A 25,507-nucleotide genomic window follows, 5' to 3' on the forward strand; every position below is an offset into this window, starting at 1 on the left:
CCACTACTTAACAAACAGCTGGCGCGGAAAATTGGCCAGGGTTTCGCAGCCGTCTTCGGTAATCAAAATGCTTTCGGTAATTTCCAGGCCCCAGTCATCTTCCCAGAGCCCCGGCATAAAGTGGAACGTCATGCCCGGCTGCAGAATGGTTTCATCCGAGGGGCGAAGGCTCATGGTGCGCTCACCCCAATCAGGCGGGTACGAAATACCGATCGGGTAACCACAGCGGGCGCCGCCACGGTCAAAACCGTATTTATCCATTGCCGCGCCCAGCGCCATGGCAATATCCGCCGTGCGGTTGCCAGGTTTGGCTACTGCCAAGCCGTTTTCAATGCCTTCCAGAAGGGCGGATTCCGCGCGAATAAAATCCATTGGCGGTGTGCCCAGAAACACGGTGCGCGACATCGGCGCATGATAGCGCTTGAACACCCCGGCAATCTCAAAGAAAGTACCTTCACCTTTGCGAAACGGCGTGTCGTCCCAGGTCAGGTGCGGTGCGGCGGCGTCTTTTCCTGTAGGCAGCATGGGCACGATGGCAGGATAATCGCCGCCAAATACTTTGCCGTTCTCATCCACAAAGCCTTCGATGCCAACGCGGTAAATTTCCGACACCAACTTGCTCTTCGGCAAGCCTGGCTCAATCACTTCCAGAATACGCGTATGCATGCCCTCCACGATCTTGGCGGCAATGCGCATATAGGCCACTTCCTGAGGCGATTTGATCGCCCGACACCAATTGACCAACGCATTTGCATCCATAAAGCGCGCATGGGGCAGCTCTTTCAGCAGGCTCAGATAGGCCTTGGCGGAGAAGTAGTAGTTATCCATCTCCATACCCACGACACCTAAATGCCAGCCGCGATCAGGCATGATCGACTGCGCCAGATACTCCATCGGGTGCATATCCGGATTCTGCACATAGTAATCCGGGTAGTAGGTAATGTTGTCGGGATCAATCCAGCAGGTGCGCAGGGCACCGTTGGCATCCATGCGCCGCCCGAACCATACCGGCTCGCCTTCAAGGCCCACCAGGACACACTGATGAACATAAAACGACCAACCGTCGTAGCCGGTTAGCCAAGCCATATTGGAAGGGTCACTGACGATTAATACGTCAATGCCACGACTGGCCATTTCAGTACGCACTTTCCACAAGCGGGTAGCGTACTCTTCGCGTGTGAAAGGTAGGGAAACCTGAGTCATCGGGCAACTCGCCATTAAGGATCACCAAGAACCAACGCGCTGCCTACTGTTAGGCATACAACGCTGGGCCACAGGATCGACCTGGCCACCACCGATCAGGCGTCGGGGTTGCATCTGCTGCGGTTGCAGCAGGCCCGCCAATGTCGTCTTAAGGCGATACTAGCACCGACCCTTGGTTAGCGGTCAAAGGCTTTATGACAAAAAGTGCATAGAACATCATTATTTAGGTTGAGCGAGCTTGCAACAGCCCCCATCGCTCACCATGATAACGACAGTGAAGGCACTTTTAACGAGAGGAGGCGAGATGAAAATTATTGTCCATATTGACGAAGCTGCACAGTGGCAGGAGGCGCTTTCACAGGCACTGCCCCAAGCTACCGTGCTAACTAGCGATGCACCCGCGGAGGAGCGCAAACAGGCTGACTACCTCGCCATTTGGAAAGCGCCTGCGCATTTGCTGCAAGAACAGACTCAACTAAAAGGGATTATCAACTTAGGCGCCGGGGTGGATTACCTGCTGAAAACGCCAGGGCTGCCTAGCGATGTACCGATTGTGAAGTTACGCGATGCGGGCATGGGCGAGTTAATGGCCGATTACGCCCTGTATGGTGTGCTGCATTTTTACCGCAGCATGGACCGTTACCGGAAACAGCAGCAAAGCGCCACCTGGCAACCACAGGCAGTGGTAGAGAAATCCCAATGGCCGGTGGGTGTACTAGGCCTGGGGGCGATAGGTGGTTTTGTGGCCAGCGCTTTGCAGCAAGCTGGTTTTCCGGTGCTGGGCTGGAGCCGCTCGCCCAAGCAAATTAGCGGCGTACACTGTTTTCACGGCGATGACGGGCTAACCGAACTGCTAGGACAGGTGCAAAGCTTAGTCACTATTTTGCCTGACACGGAAGCGACCAAACACATTCTTAACGCCGAGCGTCTTGCCCAATTACCCAAAGGCGCCAGCGTGATCAACCCAGGCCGGGGCAGCTTGATTGATGAACAGGCATTGCTGGAGGCGTTGGGCAGTGCTGACCAGCCGGGCCACTTGCGAGGGGCACTACTGGATGTCTTTCAGGAGGAACCGCTGCCGACAAACAGTCCGCTATGGCAGCATCCCAATGTGGTCGTTACACCGCATATGGCGGCGCCTACGCCGCTGAATGATGCCATCGATCAGGTAATTTCCTACTTACATGCCTTTGAATCGGGTGAAAAACTCTCCACCGTCAACCCGGACGCGGGCTACTGAAGCCCTCCTCCACCGCGGTTATACTAGCGCGCTGGGAACCAAGCGCTGGCTAAAGGCTCTTAGGAAGACACCATTTTTGGAGGGACGGCCTTGGTCAATGTTTTCTCACGACAGCCTAGCCGCATGCTTGCGGGGATAGGGTTGAGTCTTGCCGCTTTCTGGTTGAGCGGCATGGCGTTAGCAGCAGACACACTCAAAGACCCACGCCCCTTTGAGGCCCAATACCGGCTTGAAGTGCGCGGCTGGCCTGGGGCCACCATCACCCACCGGCTCACTAACGAAGGTAGCCACTGGTTAAGCGACATGCGTTTTTCCATTACCGTGGCACGCGGCCAGGAATTCAGCCGTTTTGCTGTCAACGGCGATGAGACCCAGGCGCTGCTCTTTAATAGCAGCTACTCAGTGCTAGGCGTCGGTGATAGCTATGAATTAAACGAAAACGATATTCCCAGCTTAGATCGGCAAACGGCGCTGTTTGATTTATCGCGCCGGGCGGGGCATGAAAACTGCATCGAGAGCGCTCCCTGCGAGATTGAGTTTGTTGATCAAAAGGGGCGTGATGAGCACTTTCAGTATTATGTTACAGAAAAAAATACCAACGCCCCTGACACCATTAGCGTCCCTGCCGGTGAGTTTGAAGCGCTGCAGGTATCCTTGATTGATATAGAGAAACCTGACCGCCTGCTGCAACTTCACTTTCACCCCGACTGGCCCGGCTTGATTCTGTCTGCGGTGTACCAAAAAGAGGGCAGCCGCGAAACGCAGCTGACGTTAACCAACTTCAACCCAGACGGGGGCACGACGCCCTAAATGTTTTCAGGCTTATTGATTGTTTTGTTACCGCTGGTTCTTGGCTACTTGGTACCGGTGCATGCCACCCTCATTCAGCAGTTAATAAACCGAGCCGTTAGCGGCTCGGTTTATTTGATTTTACTGTTCATGGGCATCAGTTTGGCGGGTCTCGAAAACCTAGCTAGCCAATTTTCACGCTTAGGTGGCAACGCCCTACTGCTATTTAGCATTACCACCGCCTTTAACCTAGCAGCGCTTTGGTGGTTATCATGCCGTTTGCCCTTTAAGGCAGGCAACTCGCCGGTGGTAAAGAATGCACCCACCAGTAAATTGGCCGCCATGCAGGGCTCGCTGTTGCTCGTTGCTGTGGTGGCGGGCGGCGTTATCGTCGGCCTGCTGGCAGGGCCTCTTGTGGGCGAAGGGCTTTTCAGCACCGCCGATTTACTCGCCGAATGGGTGCTTTACCTACTATTAGCCCTGATTGGCTGCCAGCTGCGCAACTCAGGCATGCCTCTTAGACAAATCCTGCTTAACCGTATGGGGCTGATGATTGCAGTCACCCTAGCAATCAGCTCATTATTGGCGGGCCTGGTTGCCGCACCGCTGCTTTCACTTAGCTGGAACGAAGGGTTGGCGATGGCCTCGGGCTTCGGCTGGTATTCGCTGTCCGCTATCTTGATTGGTGATCAGTTAGGCCCACTAATGGGTGGCGTGGCGTTCTTCAACGACCTCACCCGCGAGCTGCTGGCGTTTATCCTGATTCCGTTGGTGATCCATCGCCATACCGCGTTGGCGATTGGCTACGGCGGGGCGACCTCCATGGATTTCACCTTGCCCGTCATTCAGCAACATGGCGGCGTGGCCTGCGTCCCTATCGCCGTGGTCAGCGGGTTTATTCTTTCGCTGCTATCCCCCCCGCTGATCCTGTTTTTTCTTTCGCTATCGGCTTAAATGCTACGAGGCCATGCTTTTTTTCGCAATGGCCCTCGCCCCCTGCCCTAAGCGATTAATAAGCAAGCCAAAGTTATCATTTACTTTTGTTAAAAAGTCAGCCCAGCTCACTAAAGACAAAGGGGAATTCAATAAACAAAAATAGAAAAAACACCTCTTATCTTTTATTAAACTTTCAACATAACCCTTTAAAGCCAAAGCATTTAACGAACTTAACCGCTCTTCCATTGCGCTTCTTTAGCTCTCCCAATACTTATTTAACACGTATATTGATGTAGGTTATGGTCGCCCACCATTTAGCTAACCTATGATTTCTCAACTATAGTTTTTAAGTAGCGCCTGTTCTTAAGTAGCGACTTCCGATGCAACGCCAAGAGGCATGGTAGCCGAGTGTGAGGCAAGGAAGTCATTAGGGAGTAGTGAACTAGGTAGTTAAATACTAGATATCTAAATATTAGATAGCCAAATACTGTCTGAATTAAGGCTATCTAGTTAAAAGCTATCAGTTAAACAGTATTGACCATGGTAATCCAGGGAGGTAGAGCATGGGCGATGTGGCTTTGAGTGAGGTTGCTAACGTTAAAAGCATGTCGGACGAGAGCATGGTAGAAAATGACGAAAAAGAGGGGCCTAGACTGAAGGATGCTCCTTTTACCGATAACCAAGCAATCCCCCGGCACCATTTAAATCAAACTGTTACCGATCGCCGTTATGACATTATTGATCGAAGCCATAACGATAAACTCGACTCTCCACAACGCATTCTATTTGTTACCACTGAAATTACCGATTTCGTTAAGGTCGGCGGTCTGGGTGACGTCTCCTCGGCGCTTCCCCGCGCACTGGCAGCGCATCACGATGTACGGGTATTAATCCCCGCTTATCGGGAAATGGTTCAGTCCGATTATGACATCGTGATGGTTGGTCATTTGCCCGCTTTTGCAGGATTGCCAGCGTGTGATATTGGCCAGCTAACCTGCCGCGATGGGCTGATTGTTTATGTACTGCTCTGCCCAGAGCTTTATGAGCGTGAAGGCACTCCCTATGGCACCGGCTCTAGCGGTTATGGCGATGGTCAAGATGAAGGCTGGAAAGATAATGATATCCGCTTTGCTCGCCTGTCCCGGGCAGCTGCCGATATTGCTTTGGGCAAGGCAAATATCGATTGGCAGCCCCAGTTATTGCACCTCAACGATTGGGCATGTGGCTTGGCACCGGCGTATTTGCACTGGCAAAGCCAAGGGCAACCCATCCCGACTGTTTTCACCATTCATAACCTGGCTTACCAGGGCGTGTTTGATGCCTCGCGCCTTGAGATGCTCGGCATTCCTGACGAGGCGTTTCATATTGATGGCATCGAATACTATGGCGACATTTCCTTTATGAAAGCGGGAATCGTCTATGCCTCGCAAGTGACCACCGTTAGTGCGACCTATGCTCAGGAGATCACGACACCGAAATTCGGCTGTGGGCTCGACGGGCTACTTCGTTGCAAAGCCGAACAAGGTTGCTTGAGCGGCATTCCCAATGGCATTGACGACTCCTGGGACCCACGCACCGATAGTCTTTTGATCCAAGCGTTCTCCTCTAACGATTGGCGCGGTAAGCGTGCCAATGCTGATTATGTTCGTCGTCACTTTGGACTAACCCCCAGCCAAGGCCCCTTGTTTGCGGTGATATCACGCATGGTGCATCAGAAAGGGCTTGATCTGACCATCGAGGCCGCGAAGGCCATTGTCCATGCAGGCGGCCAAATCGTTTTTATGGGCTGCGGTGAACACCACGTTGAGGAAGCCCTGCGTAAGCTGGCCATTCGCTTTCCTGGCGCCATCACGGCCTATATCGGTTTCGATGAGTACCAAGCTCGCTGCCTTTTCGCGGGGAGTGATTTCCTGTTAATGCCGTCACGCTTCGAACCCTGCGGGCTAAGCCAGATGTATGCCCAGCGTTTTGGCTCACTACCGATCGCTCACCGCACCGGCGGCCTGGCCGATACGATTGAGGACGGCGTGACCGGCTTTTTGTTCGACGACATGCAGTTCGGCAGCTACATGCATGCCATTCAGCGCGCCTTTGCCGTGTACCGCTCAACCGATCTGTTCAATGCCATGCGCGGCGCTGCGATGGCGGGACGTTACCACTGGAAACAGTCAATAGTGCCCTACAGCAAGCTGTACCTGCAGGCCCTTGAGCAGGCAGGTAACGAGGCGACCCAGGCCCAGTAAGGAAAGTCCTGGTGAGAATGCCCCTGTGAAAGCGACCGGTGAAAGAGGTGGCAAGCGATGTTTGAAAGGCCTCAGCTGCAAAAGAATAGGTTTCAACCTGCCTTCGGTGCGCAAATCGTTAAGAACGGCTTAACTCGGTTCGTGCTCTGGGCGCCGGGCGCTCGCCGGGTTGATGTAGAGGTTGAAGGTCTGCCCAGTGTCACCATGGATCAGGCCGATAACGGCCGCGTAACGGCCGAAGTGGCCTGTGGGCACGGTGCTCGCTACCGCTACCGAGTGTTCGATAAGGACGACGAGCAGGGCAGCCTAGTGCCCGACCCCGCCGCCCGTGCTCAGGCCGGTGATATAGACGGCCCCAGTGTGGTGATCGACCCCAATCACTATCAGTGGAAAAACGCCAACTGGCAGGGACGCCCATGGCACGAAACCGTGCTTTACGAACTGCATGTCGGCACCCTGGGTGGCTTTAAAGGCGTGCGCCAACACCTGCCCTACCTGGCCGAACTAGGTGTCACTGCCATTGAGTTGATGCCGGTCTCGGAATTTCCCGGTGCGCGTAACTGGGGCTACGACGGCGTGCTGCCCTACGCGGTGGAAGCCTCCTACGGCAGCCCTGACGACATGAAAGCACTGATCGACGAGGCCCACTCCTACGGCCTGATGGTGTTTCTTGATGTGGTTTACAACCACTTCGGCCCCGACGGCAACTATTTGGCCAACTATGCTGGCGCCTTCTTCCGTGAGGATTTGGTCACGCCCTGGGGGCCCTCCATCGACTTTCGCCAACCGATGGTACGCCGTTATTTCATTGATAACGCCTTGATGTGGCTAGAGGAGTATCACCTGGATGGCTTGCGCTTCGATGCTGTCCACGCCATTAGCGAGCAGGATTTCCTGGTCGAGTTGGCCGACACAATACGCACCCGAATAACCCCCGAGCGGCATATTCATCTGGTGCTAGAGAATGAAGGCAATACCGCCAGCCTGCTCAACCAACAGCAGTTTACCGCTCAATGGAATGACGACTGGCACAACGTGATGCATGTCTTGCTGACCGGCGAGCAGGAAGGCTATTACAGCGATTTTGTCGATAACGCTTCGCCCCGGCTGGCCCGCTGCCTCAGTGAAGGCTTTATATTTCAGGGCCATACATCGCGTCATGGCCACTCCAGAGGAGAGCCCAGCACCCATCTGCCGCCGACTGCCTTTGTAGCGTTTCTCCAGAATCATGACCAGACCGGCAACCGCGCACTCGGCGAACGGTTGAGTATGCTCGCCGATGCCGACTCACTGGCAGCCGCTGAGGTTTTACTGCTGCTGTCACCCATGATTCCACTGCTGTTCATGGGCGAAGAGTGGGGTTCCACCCGGCCCTTTCTATTCTTCACCGAACATCAAGAGGAGCTAGCCCAAGCGGTTCGCGAAGGGCGGCGGGCAGAGTTTGCCGACTTTAGCGCTTTTCTTGACGAGAAGAGCCGCGAGCGCATACCCGACCCTAATGCGCTGACCACCTTCGAAGCCTCCATCCCCGACTTCGCCGCGAGGGAAACCTCTCCCTTTGCCGCCTGCCTGCACCGCTATCGCACGCTATTGGCGCTGCGCCACCAGCATATTGTGCCGCGCCTAATTGGCGCAGAAGCACTGGAGGCAAAAGTGCTCGGCGACAAGGCAGTACTCGCCCGCTGGCGAATGAATGACGACACCCAACTGGTGATAGCACTCAATCTTGGGCAGCAGGCGGCAGCCACGCCGGGGCTGGGAGTAGGTCAACTGCTTTATGAAACCACCGAAGGCGCCGCAAAGGCCGCCGAGAGCGGCCGGATGCCACCCCGCGCCGCGGCTGCCTGGTTGCGCCACAACCCCGGTGACGAAGAGGTAAGTGTATGAAAGTGTCGTTGAGAGAGCTCGCCGAAGCGGCCGGTTTACTGCTTGAGTGGGAAAATAGCGACGGCGAGCCCTGCCAATTGTCTGAGCAGGCTCAGCGTAACCTACTGGAAGTACTCGGCTACTCAACGGCGAGTGAGTCCGCCATGGAGGAAGGCTTGCAACGCCTGAAACGCCTGCATGCACCGCAAAGCCCTAGAGAATGGCCACCGCTGCTTACCGCCGACTGTGACACGCCGATCACGCTGCCCTCGCCGTTGCCGCCCGGCACCGTATTTACATTGCAGCTTGAACAAGGCGGCTCTCAAAAAGGTTACCTCGACGATGACGGTGCGGTGCCCAACGTTACCGAGATTGGCTACCACCAGTTGCAAATAGCCGATACCGAACTGACCCTGGCCGTCGCGCCACATCAGTGTTATTCACTGAGTGACGCCAGCGGTGAAGCCACACCACGGCTGTGGGGCTTGGCAGCACAGCTCTACGCCTTACGGCGCCCCGGTGATGGCGGCATCGGCGACACCTTGGCGCTGGAACAGTGCATTTTGCATGCCGCCGAGCAAGGCGCGGATGCCCTGGCGATTAGCCCTACCCATGCCATGTTTAGCGCCGACCCTGAGCGCTACAGCCCCTACTCCCCCTCCACCCGCCTACTCTACAACGTGCTTTATAGCGCTGCGGAAACTCTGCTGGGCGAGACCAGCGTTCATGACGCCCAGGCCCGTAATGGGTTGCAAGCTGAGCTGCGCCGCCTGGAAGCCGATGACTACCTCGATTGGCCCGAGGCAGCACGCGTCAAGCTCTCCTGGCTGCGTTATCTCTTCGATGACTTCATGGTGCGTGAAGATGATGAGGCACAAGCCCTACATCGAGAGATGCAGGCATTTCGCCGTGCAGGTGGCGCATTGCTGGAAGATCATTGCCGCTTCGAAGCTCTGCAAAGAGAGCTCGGTCCCGGCGACTGGCGAGAGTGGCCTGAAGAGCTACGCGACCCAGCCAGCCCTAAGCTCGCTCACTTCGCCGAAACCCGCGCCGATGAAATCGGTTTTCATGCTTTCTTGCAGTGGATAACCGCCGATGGGCTTTCCCATGCCCAGCGCACAGCCCGCGAGAACGGCATGGCGATTGGCTTGATCGCTGACTTGGCGGTGGGAGCGGATGCCGGTGGCAGCCAAACCTGGAGCCGCCCAACAGATATGCTTGAAGGCGTCTCGATTGGCGCTCCACCCGACCTGTTTAATGCCTATGGTCAGGACTGGGGCCTCGCCGCCTTTTCACCCGACGGCCTGAAGCGTTCAGGCTTTCGAAGTTTCATCGACATGCTGCGCAGTGCCTTTGCCCATGCTGGCGGGGTGCGGATCGATCATATCCTTGGCTTGTTGCGACTATGGCTCATTCCCCGTGGCGCACCGCCCACTGAAGGCGGTTATCTCCGCTACCCCCTAGACGACATGCTGCGCCTAGTGGCGCTGGAATCCTGGCGACACCGTGGCATCGTAATTGGTGAAGACTTGGGCACCGTCGCCCCTGGCTTTCGCGAACACCTTTCCGCTCGCGGCATATTGGGCATGCAGGTGCTGTGGTTCGAGCAGGACGAGGCGCATAACTTCCTTGCCGCCAGCGATTGGAACCCACATGCCATGGCCACCTCTTCAACCCATGACCTGCCCACCGTGGCGGGCTGGTGGGCGGGGCGCGACATCGAATGGCGCAGCCGCTTGGGGCTGCTCAAGGAAACGCAAAGTGCTGAAAGCGAACGGCTAGCCAGGCGCCAGGAGCGAGCCAAACTCGCCGCTACGCTGGGCTTACTGGGTGTGAAGCCGACGACCGAAACGCTCGAAGCAGCCGACATACCCGCCTCGCAGGTACTCGATGCGTGTGCGCGTCACTTAGCCGCCACGCCCGCGCCGTTACTCTTGCTCCCGGTTGAAGACGCTCTAGGGCTTGAGGAACAAGCCAACTTACCGAACACGGTGGATGAGCACCCTAATTGGCGTCGGCGCTGGGCATACGATGCCAATGATTTACTGACATCGGATGAGGTTCGTCAACGGCTCGCGGCGCTGACGCGTGCACGTAAAGACTCCTCCTCTGGCAAACCATCACGATCCGCCCTATCTGGGAAATCGACTCATGAATGAAATCCTCGCGACTGTGCGGCTGCAGTTTCACCGCGACTTTACCTTAGAGGATGCCGAACACTGGGTAGACTATTACGCCAGCCTGGGGGTGAGTCATATCTATGCCTCACCGCTACAGGCATCACGTGCCGGTTCGCCCCATGGTTACGACGGCGTCGACCCCACACGCATCGACCCCGAGTTAGGCGGCGAGGCAGCGCTTGAGCGCTTAGTGTCACGGCTTCGCTCGCGCGGCATGGGGCTAATCCTTGATATTGTCCCCAACCATTTGGCGGTGGGTGGCTCACAAAACCAGTGGTGGCAGGACGTGCTGGCCTGGGGGAAGGATAGCCCCTATGCCGACTTCTTCGATATCGACTGGCACGCTGGCCTCAACAACGCCCTTAACAACGGTATCAACCACACCGACCCATCGCTTGTTGGAAAGCTGCTTGTGCCGTTCTTGGGTGACCCTTACGCCGAAATCCTGCATTCGGGTGAATTAGAACTGAGCTACGACGCTGATACGGCGGGCTTCCATGTTGATTATCACGAACACCGTTTTCCCATCGACCCTCGTCATTACGGCGACATACTACGCTTTGCTGAGCACAACGTGCTGCACGAACAGGCGGCTTTTTTCGATGCCCTGCAGCAACGCGAAGACGCCTATACCGCCGCTGACGAGGCGCGTTATCAACTAAGCAAAGTGATGGAATCCCCCGCTGCCCGGCAGTCGCTCGACGCTGTTCTGCCCCTGTTTGACGGTGCAAACCCCAACGGCGCCATTCGCCTGCATAACTTACTTGAACGCCAGCATTACCGCTTGGCGTGGTGGCGCACCGCTTCTGATGAGATCAACTGGCGGCGTTTCTTCGATGTCACCGAACTGGGTGGGCTACGCGTTGAAGTGCCGGAAGTGTTCGAGGCCGTTCATGCCCTGCCGTTACGTTTGGTCGAAGCGGGCTGGGTCGACGGCTTACGGGTCGACCACGTTGATGGACTTGCCGACCCACGCGGTTATTGCCTAAAGCTGCGCCAGCGCCTGGATGCCTTGCAAGCCAAGCGACCGGCCGATGTGCCTCTCCAAGTCGCTCTCTATGTAGAAAAGATTTTGGGTGATGGCGAAACACTACATGACGACTGGGGCGTGGACGGCACCAGCGGTTATGAGTTTATGAACGAGGTCTCAGGCATACAGCACGACCCGGCCAGCGCCGCACCACTGCGCAAGCTTTGGCAGGAAATCAGTGGCCGAGACGTTGATTTTTCAACCGAGGTACGTCTGGCCAGGCGCGAGATACTGACCTCACTGCTGGCCAGCGAATTCAATGCCTGTGCCAACGCCCTGCATGCCGTTGCCCGCGCCCAGCTTGCCAGCCGTGATATTACCCTGGCGGCCATCAGCCGGGCACTGGAAGCATTAATCGTTCACTTCCCCATTTACCGCAGCTATGCCGATGAGGCCGGGCGCCCCGCAGCCGATGCTCCCTTCTTCGCTCAGGCGATGCGAGGCGCTCGGCAGGCGCTAAATCCGCCAGATGTTGCAGTGCTCGAAGCGTTAGAGCGCTGGCTGGGCGGCGAAGCGCCTTGCGACATCGCTAAGGATGACGAGCGCCGATTGCGCCAGCGCGCCATAGTGCGCTTCCAGCAGCTCACCTCGCCGGTGGCGGCCAAGGCAGTGGAAGATACCGCGGGGTATCGTAGCGCCGTGTTGATCTCGCGAAACGATGTGGGCTTTGATGGCGAGCACTTCAGCCATTCTCCCAAGCATTTTCATGAGGCGAATGCCCGGCGTGCCCGCCAGTTCCCCCGCACCATGGTGACCACCGCCACCCACGACCACAAGCGTGGCGAAGATGTTCGCGCGCGTTTAGCAGCACTCAGCGAGCACGCCACTCACTTTGCGACAAACATTGAGCATTGGCGGCGGTTAGCCGCCCCGCTGCGCCGATCGTTGCCCAACGGGGTTGCTCCCTCACCGGGCGATGAACTGATTCTCTACCAAGTTCTTTTAGGGGCTTGGGCGCCAACGCTTGACCCGCTGGACAATGACGAGATGCAAACGTTTACCCAGCGGCTCGCTCAGTGGCAGCAAAAAGCCCTGCGCGAAGCCAAGTTACGCAGCCATTGGCTATGGCCAGATGATACTTATGAGTCCGCTTCTCAAGCGTTCCTTGAGGACTTACTGACCACGCCGCCCCTGCGCGATTCCATTGCAGCGGCGGCACGCACTATCGATCTACCGGGCGCCCTCAATGGCCTCGTACAGACGGTACTGCGCCTGACCGTACCCGGCGTGCCTGATCTTTACCAAGGTGGCGAATTCTGGGATTACAGCTTGGTCGATCCTGATAACCGCCGCCCCGTCGACCATGCTGCGCGTCAAGCAGCGCTTGAAGCGGCCCTAACGCCTACAGAGGCACTATTAACGTGGCGGGATGGACGAATAAAGCAAGCGCTCATCGCCCGGTTACTGGCGTTGCGCCATCGTCATCCGCGGCTATTTACCCACGGTGATTATCATCCTATCTCGGCAACCGGTGAGCATGCCGACCACGTGGTGGCATTTACCCGGCGTTACGCTGGCTACCGGTTGTTGGTGGTAGTACCCAGGCTGACAACTGCGCTGCTTGGCAACGCCGAACTACCGCATATTCCCCCGTCACACTGGGGAGATACTTTGCTACAGCCAGATGCTGGCGTTTGGCAGGGGATTTTGACCGAGTCTTCGCTGGAGATAGGCGACCACGGACTTCCTATTGCCTCCTTGCTGGCGGAACTACCCGTCGGTGTCTACCTGCGCGACGACGACACGGAGAGCAGTGGCGCTTGGGTTGCTTCTTGATGACGTCAACACCCTGTCACATCGAAAACGAGCGTCGAAAACGAATTGTGAAATAGCACATAGGATGAGCTGACATGACTGACGAAGAACGCGTACGTCAACTGGCCTACAGCATCTGGGAAGCTGAAGGACGCCCCGAAGGCCAACAGCAACGCCATTGGGACAGAGCGTTAAAGATCGTTGCCGCTGAGCAAGCAGCCAGTAACGACGCCGATTTGGAAGAAGTCGGTGAGCCTCTGGACGAAACACCTATCTTGGAGGAGGACTTGCCGCTAGAGGATGACGAGGTGGGCATACAGGAGAACCGTTTACCGCTGGAAGACCCCGACGGCGACCCCGCCTTTGATGAAGCTCCCTTTCGCGACGACACCGTAGTCGGGCAGGATCTGCCGGTACAGGATCGTGGCCATCCGCCCCAGGCACCCACCGATCCCGACGCTACAGCGAGTTCGATGGAGCCACTGCCTGAGGACTCCGCCACGGTGGCGCGTACCCGCCGCCCGCGGCGTAGCAGCGACCCGCTGGCCGCTAGCGAAGAGACGAACACAACTAAGACAGCCAACACACCTAAGAAAGCGGGTAAGGCGGCAACGGCTAAAAAGACAGATGCCAAGACAGCGAAAAAAGTGACACCAAAGGCGAAGAAAACCAACACGCCTAAGACAAGCGACCCCGAGAGTTAAAAGCTTTTTTTTAAAAACGGTCGTTAAAAGCTGTTGTTAAGAAATGTCGTTAAAAACGCTTGTTAACAAACAGACGTTAAAACGTTAGCTAACTCCCAAGTGCCCGAATGGCCCAAGGATGAATGCAATGAATACAAGCCACCCCTCGCGGGACAGCGATAAGTCCGTTGCCGCCGACGAAACCCCAAGCGTTATGCGGCACGCACGTGTTCACGAAGGGTCGTCGTTTCCTTTAGGGGCGACCTGGGATGGGCTAGGCGTTAATTTCGCGCTGTTCTCCGCGAATGCCACCCGAGTTGAACTATGCCTGTTTGATGAAACCGGCGAACAGGAAGTGGCGCGTGTTGAGCTGCCCGAATACACCGATGAAGTTTGGCATGGCTACCTACCCGACGCCCGCCCCGGCCAGCTTTACGGTTACCGTGTGCATGGGCCTTACGCGCCCGAGGAAGGCCACCGTTTCAACCCCAACAAGCTGCTGCTCGACCCTTACGCCAAGCAGATTGTGGGTGACCTGCAATGGGATGAAGCGCTGTTTGGTTACACCATCGGCCATCCCGATGGTGATTTAAGTTTCGATGAGCGGGACAGTGCACCGTTTATGCCACGTTGCCGAGTAATCGACCCGGCCTTCACCTGGGGGCGCTCACGAGGCGTGCAGCTGCCTTGGGATCACACCATTGTTTATGAGACCCATGTGCGTGGCTACACCATGCGTCATCCGTCGGTGCCGGAAGCACTTCGCGGTACCTTTGCCGGGCTGATGGTCAACGATGTGGTTGACTACATCCGCTCGCTTGGCGTGTCGTCAGTGGAGCTATTGCCGATCCACGCCTTCGTTGATGATCAGCGCTTGTTAGAGCAAGGGCTACGCAATTACTGGGGCTACAACACGCTCGGTTTTTTCGCCCCCCATTCGCGCTATATCTCTGGCGACAGCATTAATGAATTTAAAGAGTTGGTGGCGCGCTATCATGCCGCCGACCTTGAGGTCATCCTCGATGTGGTCTACAACCACACCGCCGAGGGCAACGAACTAGGCCCCACCCTTTCCCTTAAGGGCATCGACAACGCCTCTTACTATCGGCTGATGCCCGACGAACTGCGCTACTACATCGACGATACCGGCACGGGTAACACCCTTAATCTGAGCCATCAGCGTGTGTTGCAAATGGTCGCTGACTCACTGCGCTACTGGGCCACCGAGATGCGTGTTGATGGTTTCCGCTTTGACTTGGCGACCATTCTTGGCCGCGAACCCCACGGCTTCGACGAGGGCGGCGGTTTTCTCGACTCTTGCCGACAGGATCCCGTTCTAAGCCAAGTCAAGCTAATTGCCGAACCCTGGGACTGCGGACCCGGCGGCTACCAAGTCGGTGGCTTTCCGCCGGGCTGGGCGGAGTGGAATGACCGCTACCGGGATACGGTACGCGCGTTCTGGCGCGGCGATGAAGGGCAGTTACCGGAGCTTGCTACCCGGCTAATGGCGTCGGCGGATTTCTTCAAGCGGCGTGGACGGCGGCCTTTCGCCTCGGTCAACTTCGTGACGGCCCACGATGGCTATACCCTTTTTGATCTGGTGGCCTACAACGATAAGCATAACGAGGCGAACGGTGAGGATAACAAGGATGGCCATGGCCACAATTTATCGTGGAACCATGGCGTCGAAGGCCCTACTGACGATGAGGATATCCAGGCATTACGGCTGCGTCAGATCCGTAACTTTATCGCTACCACGCTGTTCTCCCAAGGCACGCCGATGCTGCTGGCAGGCGATGAACTTCTACGCACCCAGCAAGGCAACAATAACGCCTACTGCCAGGATAACGAGATCAGCTGGGTGGACTGGAACTTAGACGGTGACGCCCACGCCATGATTGAGTACCTGAGGCGGGTGATCGCGCTGCGATTGCGCTACCCCATCCTGCGGCGAGGTCGCTTCCTTTCCGGTGAGTACAACGAAGAAATGGGGCTCAAGGAAGTAACATGGCTGGCCCCGGACGGTGCCGAAATGGATATTGAGCGCTGGGAAGATACCGAGGCGCGCACACTCGGCCTCTTACTCGATGGTCGCGCCCAGCCTTCCGGCATACGCCGTGCGGGGGCCGATGTCACCTTGCTGCTAATTTTCAATGCGCACCACGAGGCCGTCGCTTTTCAACTACCGGCCGCCCCGAGTGGTAGCGGATGGTTATGCCGCCTCGACACCAGCCAAACCATTGAGGAAGCCCCCTTCCAGCGCGCCTTTGGTGAGGAACATAGGATGGAAGGTCGTTCACTGGCCCTGCTAGAGCTCGTACAGCACGGCGAAGGCGTCGTTACCTAGATATAAGGCGGCGCGGATACCTTCGCTGTCGTTTTCGCGCTGCAAGGAGAAGCATGCGATGAGTTCACCTGTCTATCCCACGTCCGGGGCTCTCCCGGCACAGAGTCAACACCAGGACCATGGCCTAGCGGCCACCCATGCCCCGCGCATTGCCATTGAAGCCGTCACCCCTTCCCTGGATCAAGGGCGCTTTGCGACCAAGGCCATCGTTAACGAAACGGTAGTGGTGAAAGCAACCATCTTCGCGGACGGACACGATGTGCTGGCAGCGGCTATCTGCTGGCATGACGATGAGGGGCAGCAACAGCGCGCGCCCATGAGCCAGGTCGAGCCCCTCGGCCTGGATGTATGGGAAGGGAGTTTCACCCCTCTCCGGGTGGGCCGCCATGGTTTTATTATTGAAGCCTGGTGGGATGTGTATGCCACTTATCACTACGAACTTGCCAAGAAACACCAGGCGGGGGTTCCCATCGGGCTCGAACTGGAAGAAGGCAGACAACTGGTGGAACAAGCCGCCGAGCGTAGCGAAGGAACGCTTTATGAATCACTGTCTGACCTCCTTGAGCAATTCCGGCTGGTGCAGAATGATGCAGACCGCGTCGCGCTGCTATTAGATGATGAAACCACTAGATTGATGCACGAAGCGGATACTCGTCCGCACCTAACCAGAAGCGACGCCCTCTATCCGCTCGAAGTCGAACGGCTTAAAGCGCGTTTTGCCAGCTGGTACGAACTGTTCCCCCGCTCGGAAACCGACGATCCCAATCGCCACGGCACGTTCAAGGATGTGCACAGGCGGCTACCGTTAATCCGCGACATGGGCTTTGACGTACTCTATTTTCCGCCTATCCATCCCATCGGTCGGGCGTATCGCAAAGGGCCTAACAACAGCCTTGAAGCCGGGCCGAACGACCCAGGCAGCCCTTACGCCATTGGTAGCGAAGAAGGCGGACATGACGCCATCCATCCTGAACTTGGCACCCGCGAAGATTTCCGCGATCTGGTGCGTGTCGCGGCGGATCATGGCCTAGAGATAGCGCTCGATTTTGCCATTCAGTGTTCACCGGATCACCCCTGGCTAAAGGAGCACCCCGGCTGGTTCTCCTGGCGGCCCGACGGCTCAATTCGCTATGCAGAGAACCCGCCAAAGAAATATCAGGATATTGTCAACGTCGATTTCTACGCCGAAGAAGCGATTCCCTCGCTGTGGCTTGAACTGCGCAATGTGGTTCAAGGCTGGGTCGATGAAGGGGTAAAGATATTTCGGGTTGATAACCCACACACCAAGCCGCTGCCCTTTTGGGAATGGTTAATTGCCGATCTTCGCCAACGTGATCCCGATGTGATTTTCCTGGCGGAGGCCTTTACCCGCCCGGCCATGATGCTGCGCCTGGGCAAGCTGGGCTTCACGCAGAGTTATACCTATTTTACTTGGCGCCATACCAAGGCGGAGTTAACCGAATACTTCACGCAACTCAATGAATCGCCCCTGCGTGACGGCTATCGGCCCAACTTTTTCGTTAACACACCGGATATCAATCCCTATTTTCTGCAATCGTCTGGGCGGGCGGGATTCCTGATTCGCGCGGCGCTGGCCACCATGGGATCAGGATTGTGGGGCATGTACTCCGGCTTTGAACTCTGCGAAGGCGCACCGGTACCCGACAAGGAGGAATACCTCGATTCAGAGAAGTACCAGATTCGCCTGCGCGACTATAGCGCCCCCGGCAACATCATCTATGAGATCGCCCAACTCAACCGCATCCGTCGCGAGAATCCGGCGCTGCATAGCCATCTTGGGCTGACCTTCCATGCGGTACACAACGACCGGCTTCTTCTCTTCGCCAAGCGCACCGAACTAAGCGACGAGGCCATCTTGGTCGCCGTCAACCTTGACCCGTTTGAGCCTCAGGAGGGCGCCTTTGAGTTGCCCATGGCGCTATTCGAACTTCCCGATGAGGCGGCGCTGCATGTGGAGGATCTCATGAGTGGCCGTCAATGGACTTGGCATGGCAAATGGCAATCGATGCACTTAGACCCCAGCGTTATGCCGTTCGCCATTTGGCGACTTCGCCCGGTTCACTAGCTTCCGGTTCACTAGCTACCGGTTTATTAGCTACCGGTTTATTAACAACGGTATTGGCTTGGAAGCCGCTAGTTCATGTCAATTGTTACCTAATGATCAAAGCAGAGAGGGTAAGCCAATGATGGATGCCAGCAGCGAAACACACGCCGTCGAGGCGATGGATTTCCTCGATGACCCACTCTGGTATAAGGATGCGGTGATTTACCAGGTACACGTGAAGGCCTTCTTCGATGCCAACGACGACGGTATCGGCGATTTCGAAGGTTTGATTCAGAAGCTGGACTATATCGTCAGCCTGGGCGTTAACACGATTTGGATTTTACCGTTCTACCCCTCGCCGCGTCGCGACGATGGTTACGATATCGCTGAATACACTAGCGTTAGCCCCGATTACGGCACGCTAGAGGATGCCCAGCGCTTTATCAACGAGGCCCACCGGCGCGGCCTGCGCGTATTGACCGAACTGGTCATCAACCATACGTCTGACCAACACGAGTGGTTTCAACGCGCCAGACAGGCGCCAGCAGGATCACCGGAACGCGACTTCTATGTGTGGTCAGACACCGACCAAAAGTACCCCGGCACACGCATCATCTTTCTGGACACCGAATCCTCCAACTGGACCTGGGACCCGGTGGCCGGCGCCTACTTCTGGCATCGTTTCTACTCCCACCAGCCGGATCTCAACTTCGATAACCCCGTGGTACTCGAGGAGATTCTCAAGGTCATGGAGTACTGGCTCGATATGGGGGTCGATGGCCTCCGCCTGGATGCCATTCCCTATTTGGTCGAGCGCGAAGGCACCAACAACGAAAACCTGCCCGAAACTCATGTGGTGCTCAAAAAGATCCGCGCGGTGCTCGACGAGCGCTACCCTGACCGCATGTTGCTCGCCGAAGCCAACCAGTGGCCCGAGGATACCCGGCCCTACTTCGGCGATGGCGATGAGTGCCACATGGCGTTCCACTTCCCTTTAATGCCGCGCATGTACATGGCTCTCGCCCAGGAAGACCGCTTCCCAATTACCGATATTCTGCGCCAAACCCCGGAAATACCGGCCACCTGCCAGTGGGCGATCTTTTTGCGTAATCACGACGAACTGACCCTTGAAATGGTGACCGATAAGGAGCGCGACTACCTCTGGAATCACTACGCCGCCGACCGTCGGGCTCGTATTAATTTGGGCATTCGTCGTCGGTTAGCGCCGTTGCTGGAGCGCGACCGGCGGCGTATTGAGCTGCTTAACAGCCTGCTGCTCTCCATGCCGGGCACGCCGGTGCTCTATTACGGTGACGAGATTGGTATGGGTGACAATATCTATCTCGGCGACCGTGACGGCGTGCGCACGCCCATGCAGTGGTCGGTGGATCGCAACGGCGGCTTCTCCCGCGCCGACCCGGCCAAGCTCGTGCTACCGCCGATCATGGATCCGCTCTACGGCTATCAAACGGTCAATGTCGAAGCACAAATTCGTGACTCGCACTCGCTGCTTAGCAATATGCGGCGGCTACTCGCAGTACGCAGCCAGCACCGTGCTTTCAGCCGTGGCACCATGCGGCCACTCTACCCCTCCAATCGGCATATTCTCGCCTACCTACGCGAGATGACACTCGATAATGGCGAAACAGAAACACTGCTGTGCGTGGCCAATGTAGCCAGCACTGCCCAGGCGGTGGAGCTCGATCTTTCCGCGTTTTCCGGTCAGGTGCCGGTAGAAATGGTCGGCGGAAGCGCTTTTCCACCGGTGGGTAAACTGGCTTACCTGCTGACGCTGCCTCCTTACGGTTTTTTCTGGTTCTTGCTGGCCCCGGCTACCGCCATGCCGGAGTGGCATGTGCCTGTACCAGAGCCCATGCCGGATTTCGTTACGCTGATTATCAAAAAGCGCCTTAACGAGATTTTTGAGGAGACACCCAGGCGACTACTCGAACGCGAGACGCTGCCCAGCTACCTGCCCAAGCGACGTTGGTTCGCCGCCAAGCAGGCGCGTATTGAGGAAGTCCACTTACACGCCACTGCCAGCCTTGAGCACAGCGGCCATACGCTGCTGTTTAGCGAAGTGGAGGTCAAACATGGTCAAGGCAGCGAGCGCTACCAACTGCCGCTGGCTTTCCTGGGCGAAGATGAACAGAGCAATCCGCTACCCCAACAGCTCGCCATGGCCCGTGTTCGTCGCTTCCACGAAGTGGGGCTACTCACCGATGCGGTCACCCTGGATGCCTTTACACTGGCGGTACTAGAAAACATGCGCCTAGGCACCGTGCTGCCTTATGAGAAAGGAGAAATTCATTTCTTGCCAACCGCCGCCTTCGCCGAACTGACACTTCCCGAGCACCTCGAGGTGGTGCAGCAGAGTGCCGAGCAATCCAATAGCTCGGTGATCATCAATCATCAATTAGTGCTCAAGCTGTTCCGACGCTTGGAGCCAGGCATTCATCCCGAAGCGGAAATCGGCAGTTACCTGACTGAGCGGGGCTTTACGCATACCGTGCCTTTGTACGGCGTGGTCACCCGGCTCGAAGAGGGAGCCACGCAAACGCTCATGATTCTGCAAGGCTTCATCGACAACCAGGGCGATGCCTGGTCATGGACGCGCAATAAGCTGGAACGTGCCATTCGTGAAGCGGTGGCGGACGACGAACGGGCAAGCGAGCCAAAAGCCGAAGCCCGCTACGGCGCCTTCGAGGAGCTGGCAGAGTTTGCCACGACCTTAGGGCGTCGATTGGGTGAGCTGCATATGGTGCTGGCGACGCCCAGCGACGACCCAGCATTCACGCCCGAAGTCGCCGGTCCCTCCCATGTGCAGCACTGGACACAACGCGTGACGCAGCGTGTTGAGGAAGCGCTAAACGTGCTGGAGCAGCACAAGAACACTGCCAACGAAGCCGAACAGCGGCTTGCCGACATTATTTTGGCTCGCCGCGCTACGTTGATGGATGCCATCAAAAAGATGGCGGAACTTGCCCAAGGCAGCCTACTCACCCGTATTCATGGCGATCTACATCTTGGCCAAGTTCTGGTGGCTCATGATGATGCCTTCATCATCGATTTTGAAGGCGAACCGGCCAGGCCCTTGGAAGAGCGTCGCGCGAAGGATAGCCCGCTGCGCGATGTGGCTGGCATGTTGCGCTCCTTCGACTACGCCTATGCCAAGGTGGAGGAAGCCCGGCCCGGCGACAATGAAGGCGCTGATACGCATACCGGCACCAGCCATGCGGTGGTGGAGCAGTACCTGCTTAAAGGTCGCCAAGCCTTTCTCAACGCTTATTGGCTGGCCACCATGGAAATACCCCACGAATGGAAGCAAGCCAGCGGAGCCGCTGCGGCGGTGGATCTGTTCGTGCTGGAAAAGACGGCTTACGAAACCGCCTACGAAGCCGCCAACCGCCCCGAATGGTTGGGTGTGCCGCTGCACGGCTTAGCTGCCCTCATCGAACAACTTAGCCCAGGAGAGCCACATGAATAATGTTATTCACACCCGACCCCTTCTGGATCGCAGCTTGTGGTTGACTGAGGAAGACGCCAGCGCTCTAGCGCAAGGAACCCATCGCGATCCCTTCGCCATCCTCGGTATTCACAGTGATGGCAAAGGGCAGTTTTTGCGCGTATTCCTACCCGGCGCGGTAGGGGTTGATGTACTCGACCGCGACGGCGGCAGTGTGCGTTGCTGCCTGACGGGCATGCAAATCCCTGGCCTATTCGCTGCCCGGCTGCCGCATGCGGCTCCCTATCTGCTGCGTATTCGCTGGCCCCAAGGCGAACAGATAACCGAGGACCCGTATAGCTTCGGCCTGCTGCTGGGCGAAATGGATCTCTACCTGCTAGGCGAAGGCAATCATCGGCAGCTGGGGCACTGCCTGGGTGCCCAGCCCATGACGGTGGATGGCGTCAACGGCGTGCGCTTCGCCGTTTGGGCGCCGAATGCCCAGCGTGTTTCCGTCGTGGGTAACTTCAATAGCTGGGACGGCAGACGACACATAATGCGCCTGCGCATCGCTGCCGGGGTGTGGGAGATATTCGTACCGCGCCTTGGGCCTGGGGAGGCGTACAAATATGAGGTGGTCGAGGCCCACGGTGCGATTGGCCTGCGTGCCGACCCAGTTGCTTTAGCCACCGAAGCACCGCCCTCTACCGCCTCGGTGGTAGCTGATACCACCCCCTTTACCTGGCATGACGACGCATGGATCGCCCAGCGGCAAAATATCCATGACTCGACCCATCCAATAAGCATTTATGAAGTGCACGCTGCCTCCTGGCGCAAACATGGCGGCGACAACGGCGAACTCTATAGTTGGCGTGATCTGGCCGAGCAATTAATACCTTATGTGCTGGACATGGGGTTCACCCACGTCGAGCTATTGCCCATCATGGAGCACCCGTTCGGCGGCTCCTGGGGTTACCAGCCGCTGAGCCAGTTTGCGCCTAGCGCCCGCTTCGGTAAACCTGCCGACTTTGCCTACTTCGTTGATGAGTGCCATCGCGCAGGGCTGGGCGTCATTCTCGACTGGGTGCCGGCCCACTTTCCCACCGACCCCCACGGTTTGGCACGCTTTGATGGCACCGCTCTGTACGAATATGAGCATCCTTTTGAGGGGTTCCATCAGGATTGGGACACCTATATCTATAATCTGGGAAGGCGCGAAGTGCATGGTTTTATGCTCGCCTCGGCACTGCACTGGCTGCGGCATTTCCATGTCGATGCACTACGTGTCGATGCCGTTGCCTCAATGCTCTATCGCAACTACTCCCGTAACGAAGGCGAGTGGATTCCCAACCGCTTTGGTGGTCACGAAAACCTGGAAACCATCGACTTCCTGCGCCACCTCAATGACGTCATCAGCGAGGAAGCCCCCGGCACCATCGTTATTGCCGAGGAGTCAACCGCTTGGCCCGGTGTCACCCAGCCGACCAAGGAGGGCGGGCTGGGCTTTGCCTATAAATGGAACATGGGTTGGATGCACGACACACTGGAATACATCGCCAAGGACCCGGTATATCGCAACTACTCGCATCACGATATGACCTTTCCGATGGTCTACGCTTTCTCTGAGCACTACGTCTTGCCGATTTCTCACGACGAAGTAGTCCACGGCAAGGGGTCGCTGATCGGTAAGATGCCCGGCGATGAGTGGCAGAAGTTCGCCAATCTCCGCGCCTATCTTGCCATCATGTGGTCGCAACCCGGTAAGAAGCTGCTGTTTATGGGCTGCGAGTACGGTCAGTGGCGGGAGTGGAGCCACGACCGTGAGCTGGATTGGTCGCTGCTCGCCGAAGCCCGGCATGCCGGTGTCCACCGTTTACTTAGCGACCTTAACCGCTGCTACGTCGAGCTGCCCGCTCTGCACCAATGCGATAGCGAACCACGGGGATTTACCTGGGTCGTGGGCAATGACAACACCAATAGCGTTTTTGCCTGGCTACGCTGGAGTGCCACCGGTGAGCCGTTGCTGGTGGTTGCCAATATGACCCCAATTCCACGTATGGGTTATCGGCTGGGCGTGCCGCTGACTGGGGGGTGGGAAGAATGTCTTAACAGTGACGCGGAGTGCTATGGCGGTTCCAACATGGGCAACCTGGGTCGGCTAACCGCTGAAGACTCCCCCCTGCATGGGCAAATCGCCAGCCTGGAGTTGACGCTACCGCCACTCGCGGTATTGCTGCTACGTCCGGCCGGCATGCCCCACACTGACTGAGGTGCTCAGCCAAAACACGACCTAAACCTGGTGGCAGTATAAGAATATGCACGAATTTAATATTGGATTATTAGTCGTTGCAGCTAGCGCCTTATTGCTAGGGCTATTATCAACACCGCTGAAGCGCGTCGGCTTGCCCGACTCCGTCAGCTTGCTGCTGGTCGGGGTGGTGTTGGGGCCTACCGGGTTTGGGCTTCTTGACCCAGCGCAGTGGGGGAATGAAATGGCCATTTTAGAGCAAGTGGCCCGTCTAGCCCTCGCCATTGGTTTGATGGGTATCGCGCTGCGGCTCCCCAAATTCTATATTTTTCACCACTGGCGATCGCTCTGCGTGTTATTGCTGGTGAGCATGCCGGTCATGTGGCTGTGCAGCAGCGTTATAACCAGCTGGGCTCTTGGTCTGCCATTAGGAGCGGCGTTACTCATCGGTGCTGTGATTACCCCCACAGACCCGGTGGTTGCTTCTACCCTGGTGACCGGCCCCGTTGCTAAAGAGAACCTCCCCGCTTATCTACGCCATATCATTTCGAGTGAATCGGGTGCCAACGATGGGCTGACATTCATCTTTGTCATGTTTGCTGTGTTTTTGCTGACGTTACCAGCTGATCAATCAATAACCGTACACATGCTAGGGATTATAGGAGGCGATATTTTAGCGGCCCTTATGTTGGGAGCCATCATCGGTTACACGGTAGGCTTTGCAATGCGCAAGGCTGAAGAAAAAAACACCATCGACCAACCGTCGATGCTAATGGTAACCACAGCGCTTGCGCTCACCACCCTTGCCGCGGTGAAGCTGGTGGGCAGCAATGGAATCCTCGCTGTGTTCGTAGCAGGGTTAGCATTTGATCAACAAGCCAACGCTTCAGAACGGCAGGAGGAAGAAAGAGTGGTGGAAGGCGTGGACCGCTTTTTCACCTCCCCAATTTTCGTCTTGCTCGGTTTAATGATCCCCTGGCAAGCGTGGCTCTCCTTGGGGTGGCCAGCCCTGCTGCTGGTGATTGGTGTACTTTTCCTGCGCCGCTTACCCATTCTGTTATTAGTAGGCGGCCGTATTAGGGATCTTCCCAGCAAGTTAGATGGCAGTTTCTCAGGCTGGTTTGGGCCGATTGGGGTCGCCGCGCTTTACTATGCGGCATTGGCTCATCATAAAACCGATGTTGCTGAACTTTGGCCCGTGGTGAGCTTGCTGGTAGTGTCGTCCATCTTGGTACACGGGCTGACCGCCATGCCGTTTTCGCATCTTTATAGACGAATGAAAGATTCCAGCGCTTCATCGTAAGAGTGCACTTAGCGTTCTATTCGCTACTGATTTTGCGCTTTCTTTCGCTGCCAGGTTAGCGACGGCGGGCGTTGATTGGTTAGGATAAGCGGCACTGCACGATTATCCAGTTATTATTCACCGCTCAGGATGCCCACCCGCCATGCTCAACGGAATTTAGTTAAGCTTCTTTAT

At 56.9% G+C, this 25,507-nt stretch carries 15 protein-coding genes; 13 read left to right on the forward strand and 2 right to left on the reverse strand.

The window, feature by feature from the left end; all coding sequences use genetic code 11:
- Nucleotides 1-3: 3 nt before the first annotated feature.
- Nucleotides 4-1,203, reverse strand: a complete 1,200-nt coding sequence (gene doeA, locus Q3Y66_RS14900) for an ectoine hydrolase DoeA (RefSeq protein WP_008956060.1) — start codon at nucleotides 1,201-1,203, stop codon at nucleotides 4-6.
- A gap of 304 nt (nucleotides 1,204-1,507) precedes the next feature.
- Between doeA and Q3Y66_RS14905 the strand changes: the two genes are divergently transcribed.
- The 3 genes from Q3Y66_RS14905 (at nucleotide 1,508) to Q3Y66_RS14915 (ending at nucleotide 4,186) form a co-directional block, all read left to right on the forward strand.
- Nucleotides 1,508-2,443, forward strand: coding sequence for a glyoxylate/hydroxypyruvate reductase A (locus Q3Y66_RS14905; protein WP_008956059.1), 936 nt, complete (start codon nucleotides 1,508-1,510; stop codon nucleotides 2,441-2,443).
- A 141-nt stretch (nucleotides 2,444-2,584) separates the two neighbouring features.
- Nucleotides 2,585-3,253 carry a hypothetical protein gene (locus Q3Y66_RS14910; RefSeq protein ID WP_337998517.1) on the forward strand — a complete coding sequence of 223 codons (669 nt, stop codon included), beginning with the start codon at nucleotides 2,585-2,587 and terminating at the stop codon, nucleotides 3,251-3,253.
- Nucleotides 3,254-4,186: a lysine exporter LysO family protein gene (locus Q3Y66_RS14915; RefSeq protein ID WP_008956057.1), complete on the forward strand. Its 933-nt coding sequence runs from the start codon at nucleotides 3,254-3,256 to the stop codon at nucleotides 4,184-4,186.
- A 3-nt stretch (nucleotides 4,187-4,189) separates the two neighbouring features.
- Here Q3Y66_RS14915 and Q3Y66_RS14920 read toward each other — a convergent pair whose 3' ends face one another.
- A complete protein-coding gene (locus Q3Y66_RS14920) occupies nucleotides 4,190-4,414 on the reverse strand; it encodes a hypothetical protein (protein WP_008956056.1) in 225 nt (74 codons plus the stop codon).
- Nucleotides 4,415-4,731: 317 nt separating this feature from the next.
- On the opposite strand from Q3Y66_RS14920, the gene glgA reads away from it, so the two are divergent.
- From glgA to Q3Y66_RS14970, 10 genes are all read left to right on the forward strand, one after another.
- Nucleotides 4,732-6,411: a glycogen synthase GlgA gene (gene glgA / locus Q3Y66_RS14925; protein ID WP_008956055.1), complete on the forward strand. Its 1,680-nt coding sequence runs from the start codon at nucleotides 4,732-4,734 to the stop codon at nucleotides 6,409-6,411.
- Between the two features lie 57 nt (nucleotides 6,412-6,468).
- Nucleotides 6,469-8,298 carry a malto-oligosyltrehalose trehalohydrolase gene (gene treZ, locus Q3Y66_RS14930; RefSeq protein ID WP_008956054.1) on the forward strand — a complete coding sequence of 610 codons (1,830 nt, stop codon included), beginning with the start codon at nucleotides 6,469-6,471 and terminating at the stop codon, nucleotides 8,296-8,298.
- Complete coding sequence (gene malQ, locus Q3Y66_RS14935) at nucleotides 8,295-10,436, forward strand: 4-alpha-glucanotransferase (RefSeq protein WP_008956053.1); 2,142 nt, start codon at nucleotides 8,295-8,297, stop codon at nucleotides 10,434-10,436. The genes treZ and malQ overlap by 4 nt, the downstream gene beginning before the upstream one ends.
- Nucleotides 10,429-13,263, forward strand: a complete 2,835-nt coding sequence (treY, locus tag Q3Y66_RS14940; protein ID WP_008956052.1) for a malto-oligosyltrehalose synthase — start codon at nucleotides 10,429-10,431, stop codon at nucleotides 13,261-13,263. The genes malQ and treY overlap by 8 nt, the downstream gene beginning before the upstream one ends.
- A gap of 74 nt (nucleotides 13,264-13,337) precedes the next feature.
- On the forward strand, nucleotides 13,338-13,946 hold the full coding sequence (locus Q3Y66_RS14945) for a DUF2934 domain-containing protein (RefSeq protein WP_008956051.1): 609 nt from the start codon (nucleotides 13,338-13,340) through the stop codon (nucleotides 13,944-13,946).
- Nucleotides 13,947-14,073: 127 nt separating this feature from the next.
- Nucleotides 14,074-16,272, forward strand: a complete 2,199-nt coding sequence (glgX, locus tag Q3Y66_RS14950) for a glycogen debranching protein GlgX (RefSeq protein ID WP_008956050.1) — start codon at nucleotides 14,074-14,076, stop codon at nucleotides 16,270-16,272.
- 58 nt (nucleotides 16,273-16,330) lie between these two features.
- Nucleotides 16,331-18,358, forward strand: a complete 2,028-nt coding sequence (locus Q3Y66_RS14955) for an alpha-1,4-glucan--maltose-1-phosphate maltosyltransferase (protein ID WP_008956049.1) — start codon at nucleotides 16,331-16,333, stop codon at nucleotides 18,356-18,358.
- A gap of 118 nt (nucleotides 18,359-18,476) precedes the next feature.
- On the forward strand, nucleotides 18,477-21,824 hold the full coding sequence (gene treS / locus Q3Y66_RS14960) for a maltose alpha-D-glucosyltransferase (protein WP_008956048.1): 3,348 nt from the start codon (nucleotides 18,477-18,479) through the stop codon (nucleotides 21,822-21,824).
- Nucleotides 21,817-24,051 (forward strand): 1,4-alpha-glucan branching protein GlgB, encoded by a 2,235-nt coding sequence (glgB, locus tag Q3Y66_RS14965; protein WP_008956047.1) that lies wholly within the window; start codon nucleotides 21,817-21,819, stop codon nucleotides 24,049-24,051. The genes treS and glgB overlap by 8 nt, the downstream gene beginning before the upstream one ends.
- Before the next feature lie 46 nt (nucleotides 24,052-24,097).
- Entirely contained in the window at nucleotides 24,098-25,333 is a 1,236-nt protein-coding gene (locus Q3Y66_RS14970) for a cation:proton antiporter (RefSeq protein WP_008956046.1), read from the forward strand.
- Nucleotides 25,334-25,507: the final 174 nt, after the last annotated feature.

This window comes from Halomonas sp. HAL1 (assembly GCF_030544485.1).
Classification (GTDB): domain Bacteria; phylum Pseudomonadota; class Gammaproteobacteria; order Pseudomonadales; family Halomonadaceae; genus Vreelandella; species Vreelandella arctica.

Excerpts from the sequence above, each read along its gene's own strand:
- Q3Y66_RS14970 (WP_008956046.1), top strand. The coding sequence starts at position 24,098 with ATGCACGAATTTAATATTGGATTATTAGTCGTTGCAGCTAGCGCCTTA.
- doeA (WP_008956060.1), bottom strand. The coding sequence starts at position 1,203 with ATGACTCAGGTTTCCCTACCTTTCACACGCGAAGAGTACGCTACCCGC.
- glgB (WP_008956047.1), top strand. The coding sequence starts at position 21,817 with ATGAATAATGTTATTCACACCCGACCCCTTCTGGATCGCAGCTTGTGG.
- Q3Y66_RS14945 (WP_008956051.1), top strand. The coding sequence starts at position 13,338 with ATGACTGACGAAGAACGCGTACGTCAACTGGCCTACAGCATCTGGGAA.
- treZ (WP_008956054.1), top strand. The coding sequence starts at position 6,469 with ATGTTTGAAAGGCCTCAGCTGCAAAAGAATAGGTTTCAACCTGCCTTC.
- glgA (WP_008956055.1), top strand. The coding sequence starts at position 4,732 with ATGGGCGATGTGGCTTTGAGTGAGGTTGCTAACGTTAAAAGCATGTCG.
- treY (WP_008956052.1), top strand. The coding sequence starts at position 10,429 with ATGAATGAAATCCTCGCGACTGTGCGGCTGCAGTTTCACCGCGACTTT.
- Q3Y66_RS14915 (WP_008956057.1), top strand. The coding sequence starts at position 3,254 with ATGTTTTCAGGCTTATTGATTGTTTTGTTACCGCTGGTTCTTGGCTAC.
- Q3Y66_RS14905 (WP_008956059.1), top strand. The coding sequence starts at position 1,508 with ATGAAAATTATTGTCCATATTGACGAAGCTGCACAGTGGCAGGAGGCG.
- glgX (WP_008956050.1), top strand. The coding sequence starts at position 14,074 with ATGAATACAAGCCACCCCTCGCGGGACAGCGATAAGTCCGTTGCCGCC.
- Q3Y66_RS14920 (WP_008956056.1), bottom strand. The coding sequence starts at position 4,414 with ATGGAAGAGCGGTTAAGTTCGTTAAATGCTTTGGCTTTAAAGGGTTAT.
- malQ (WP_008956053.1), top strand. The coding sequence starts at position 8,295 with ATGAAAGTGTCGTTGAGAGAGCTCGCCGAAGCGGCCGGTTTACTGCTT.
- treS (WP_008956048.1), top strand. The coding sequence starts at position 18,477 with ATGATGGATGCCAGCAGCGAAACACACGCCGTCGAGGCGATGGATTTC.
- Q3Y66_RS14955 (WP_008956049.1), top strand. The coding sequence starts at position 16,331 with ATGAGTTCACCTGTCTATCCCACGTCCGGGGCTCTCCCGGCACAGAGT.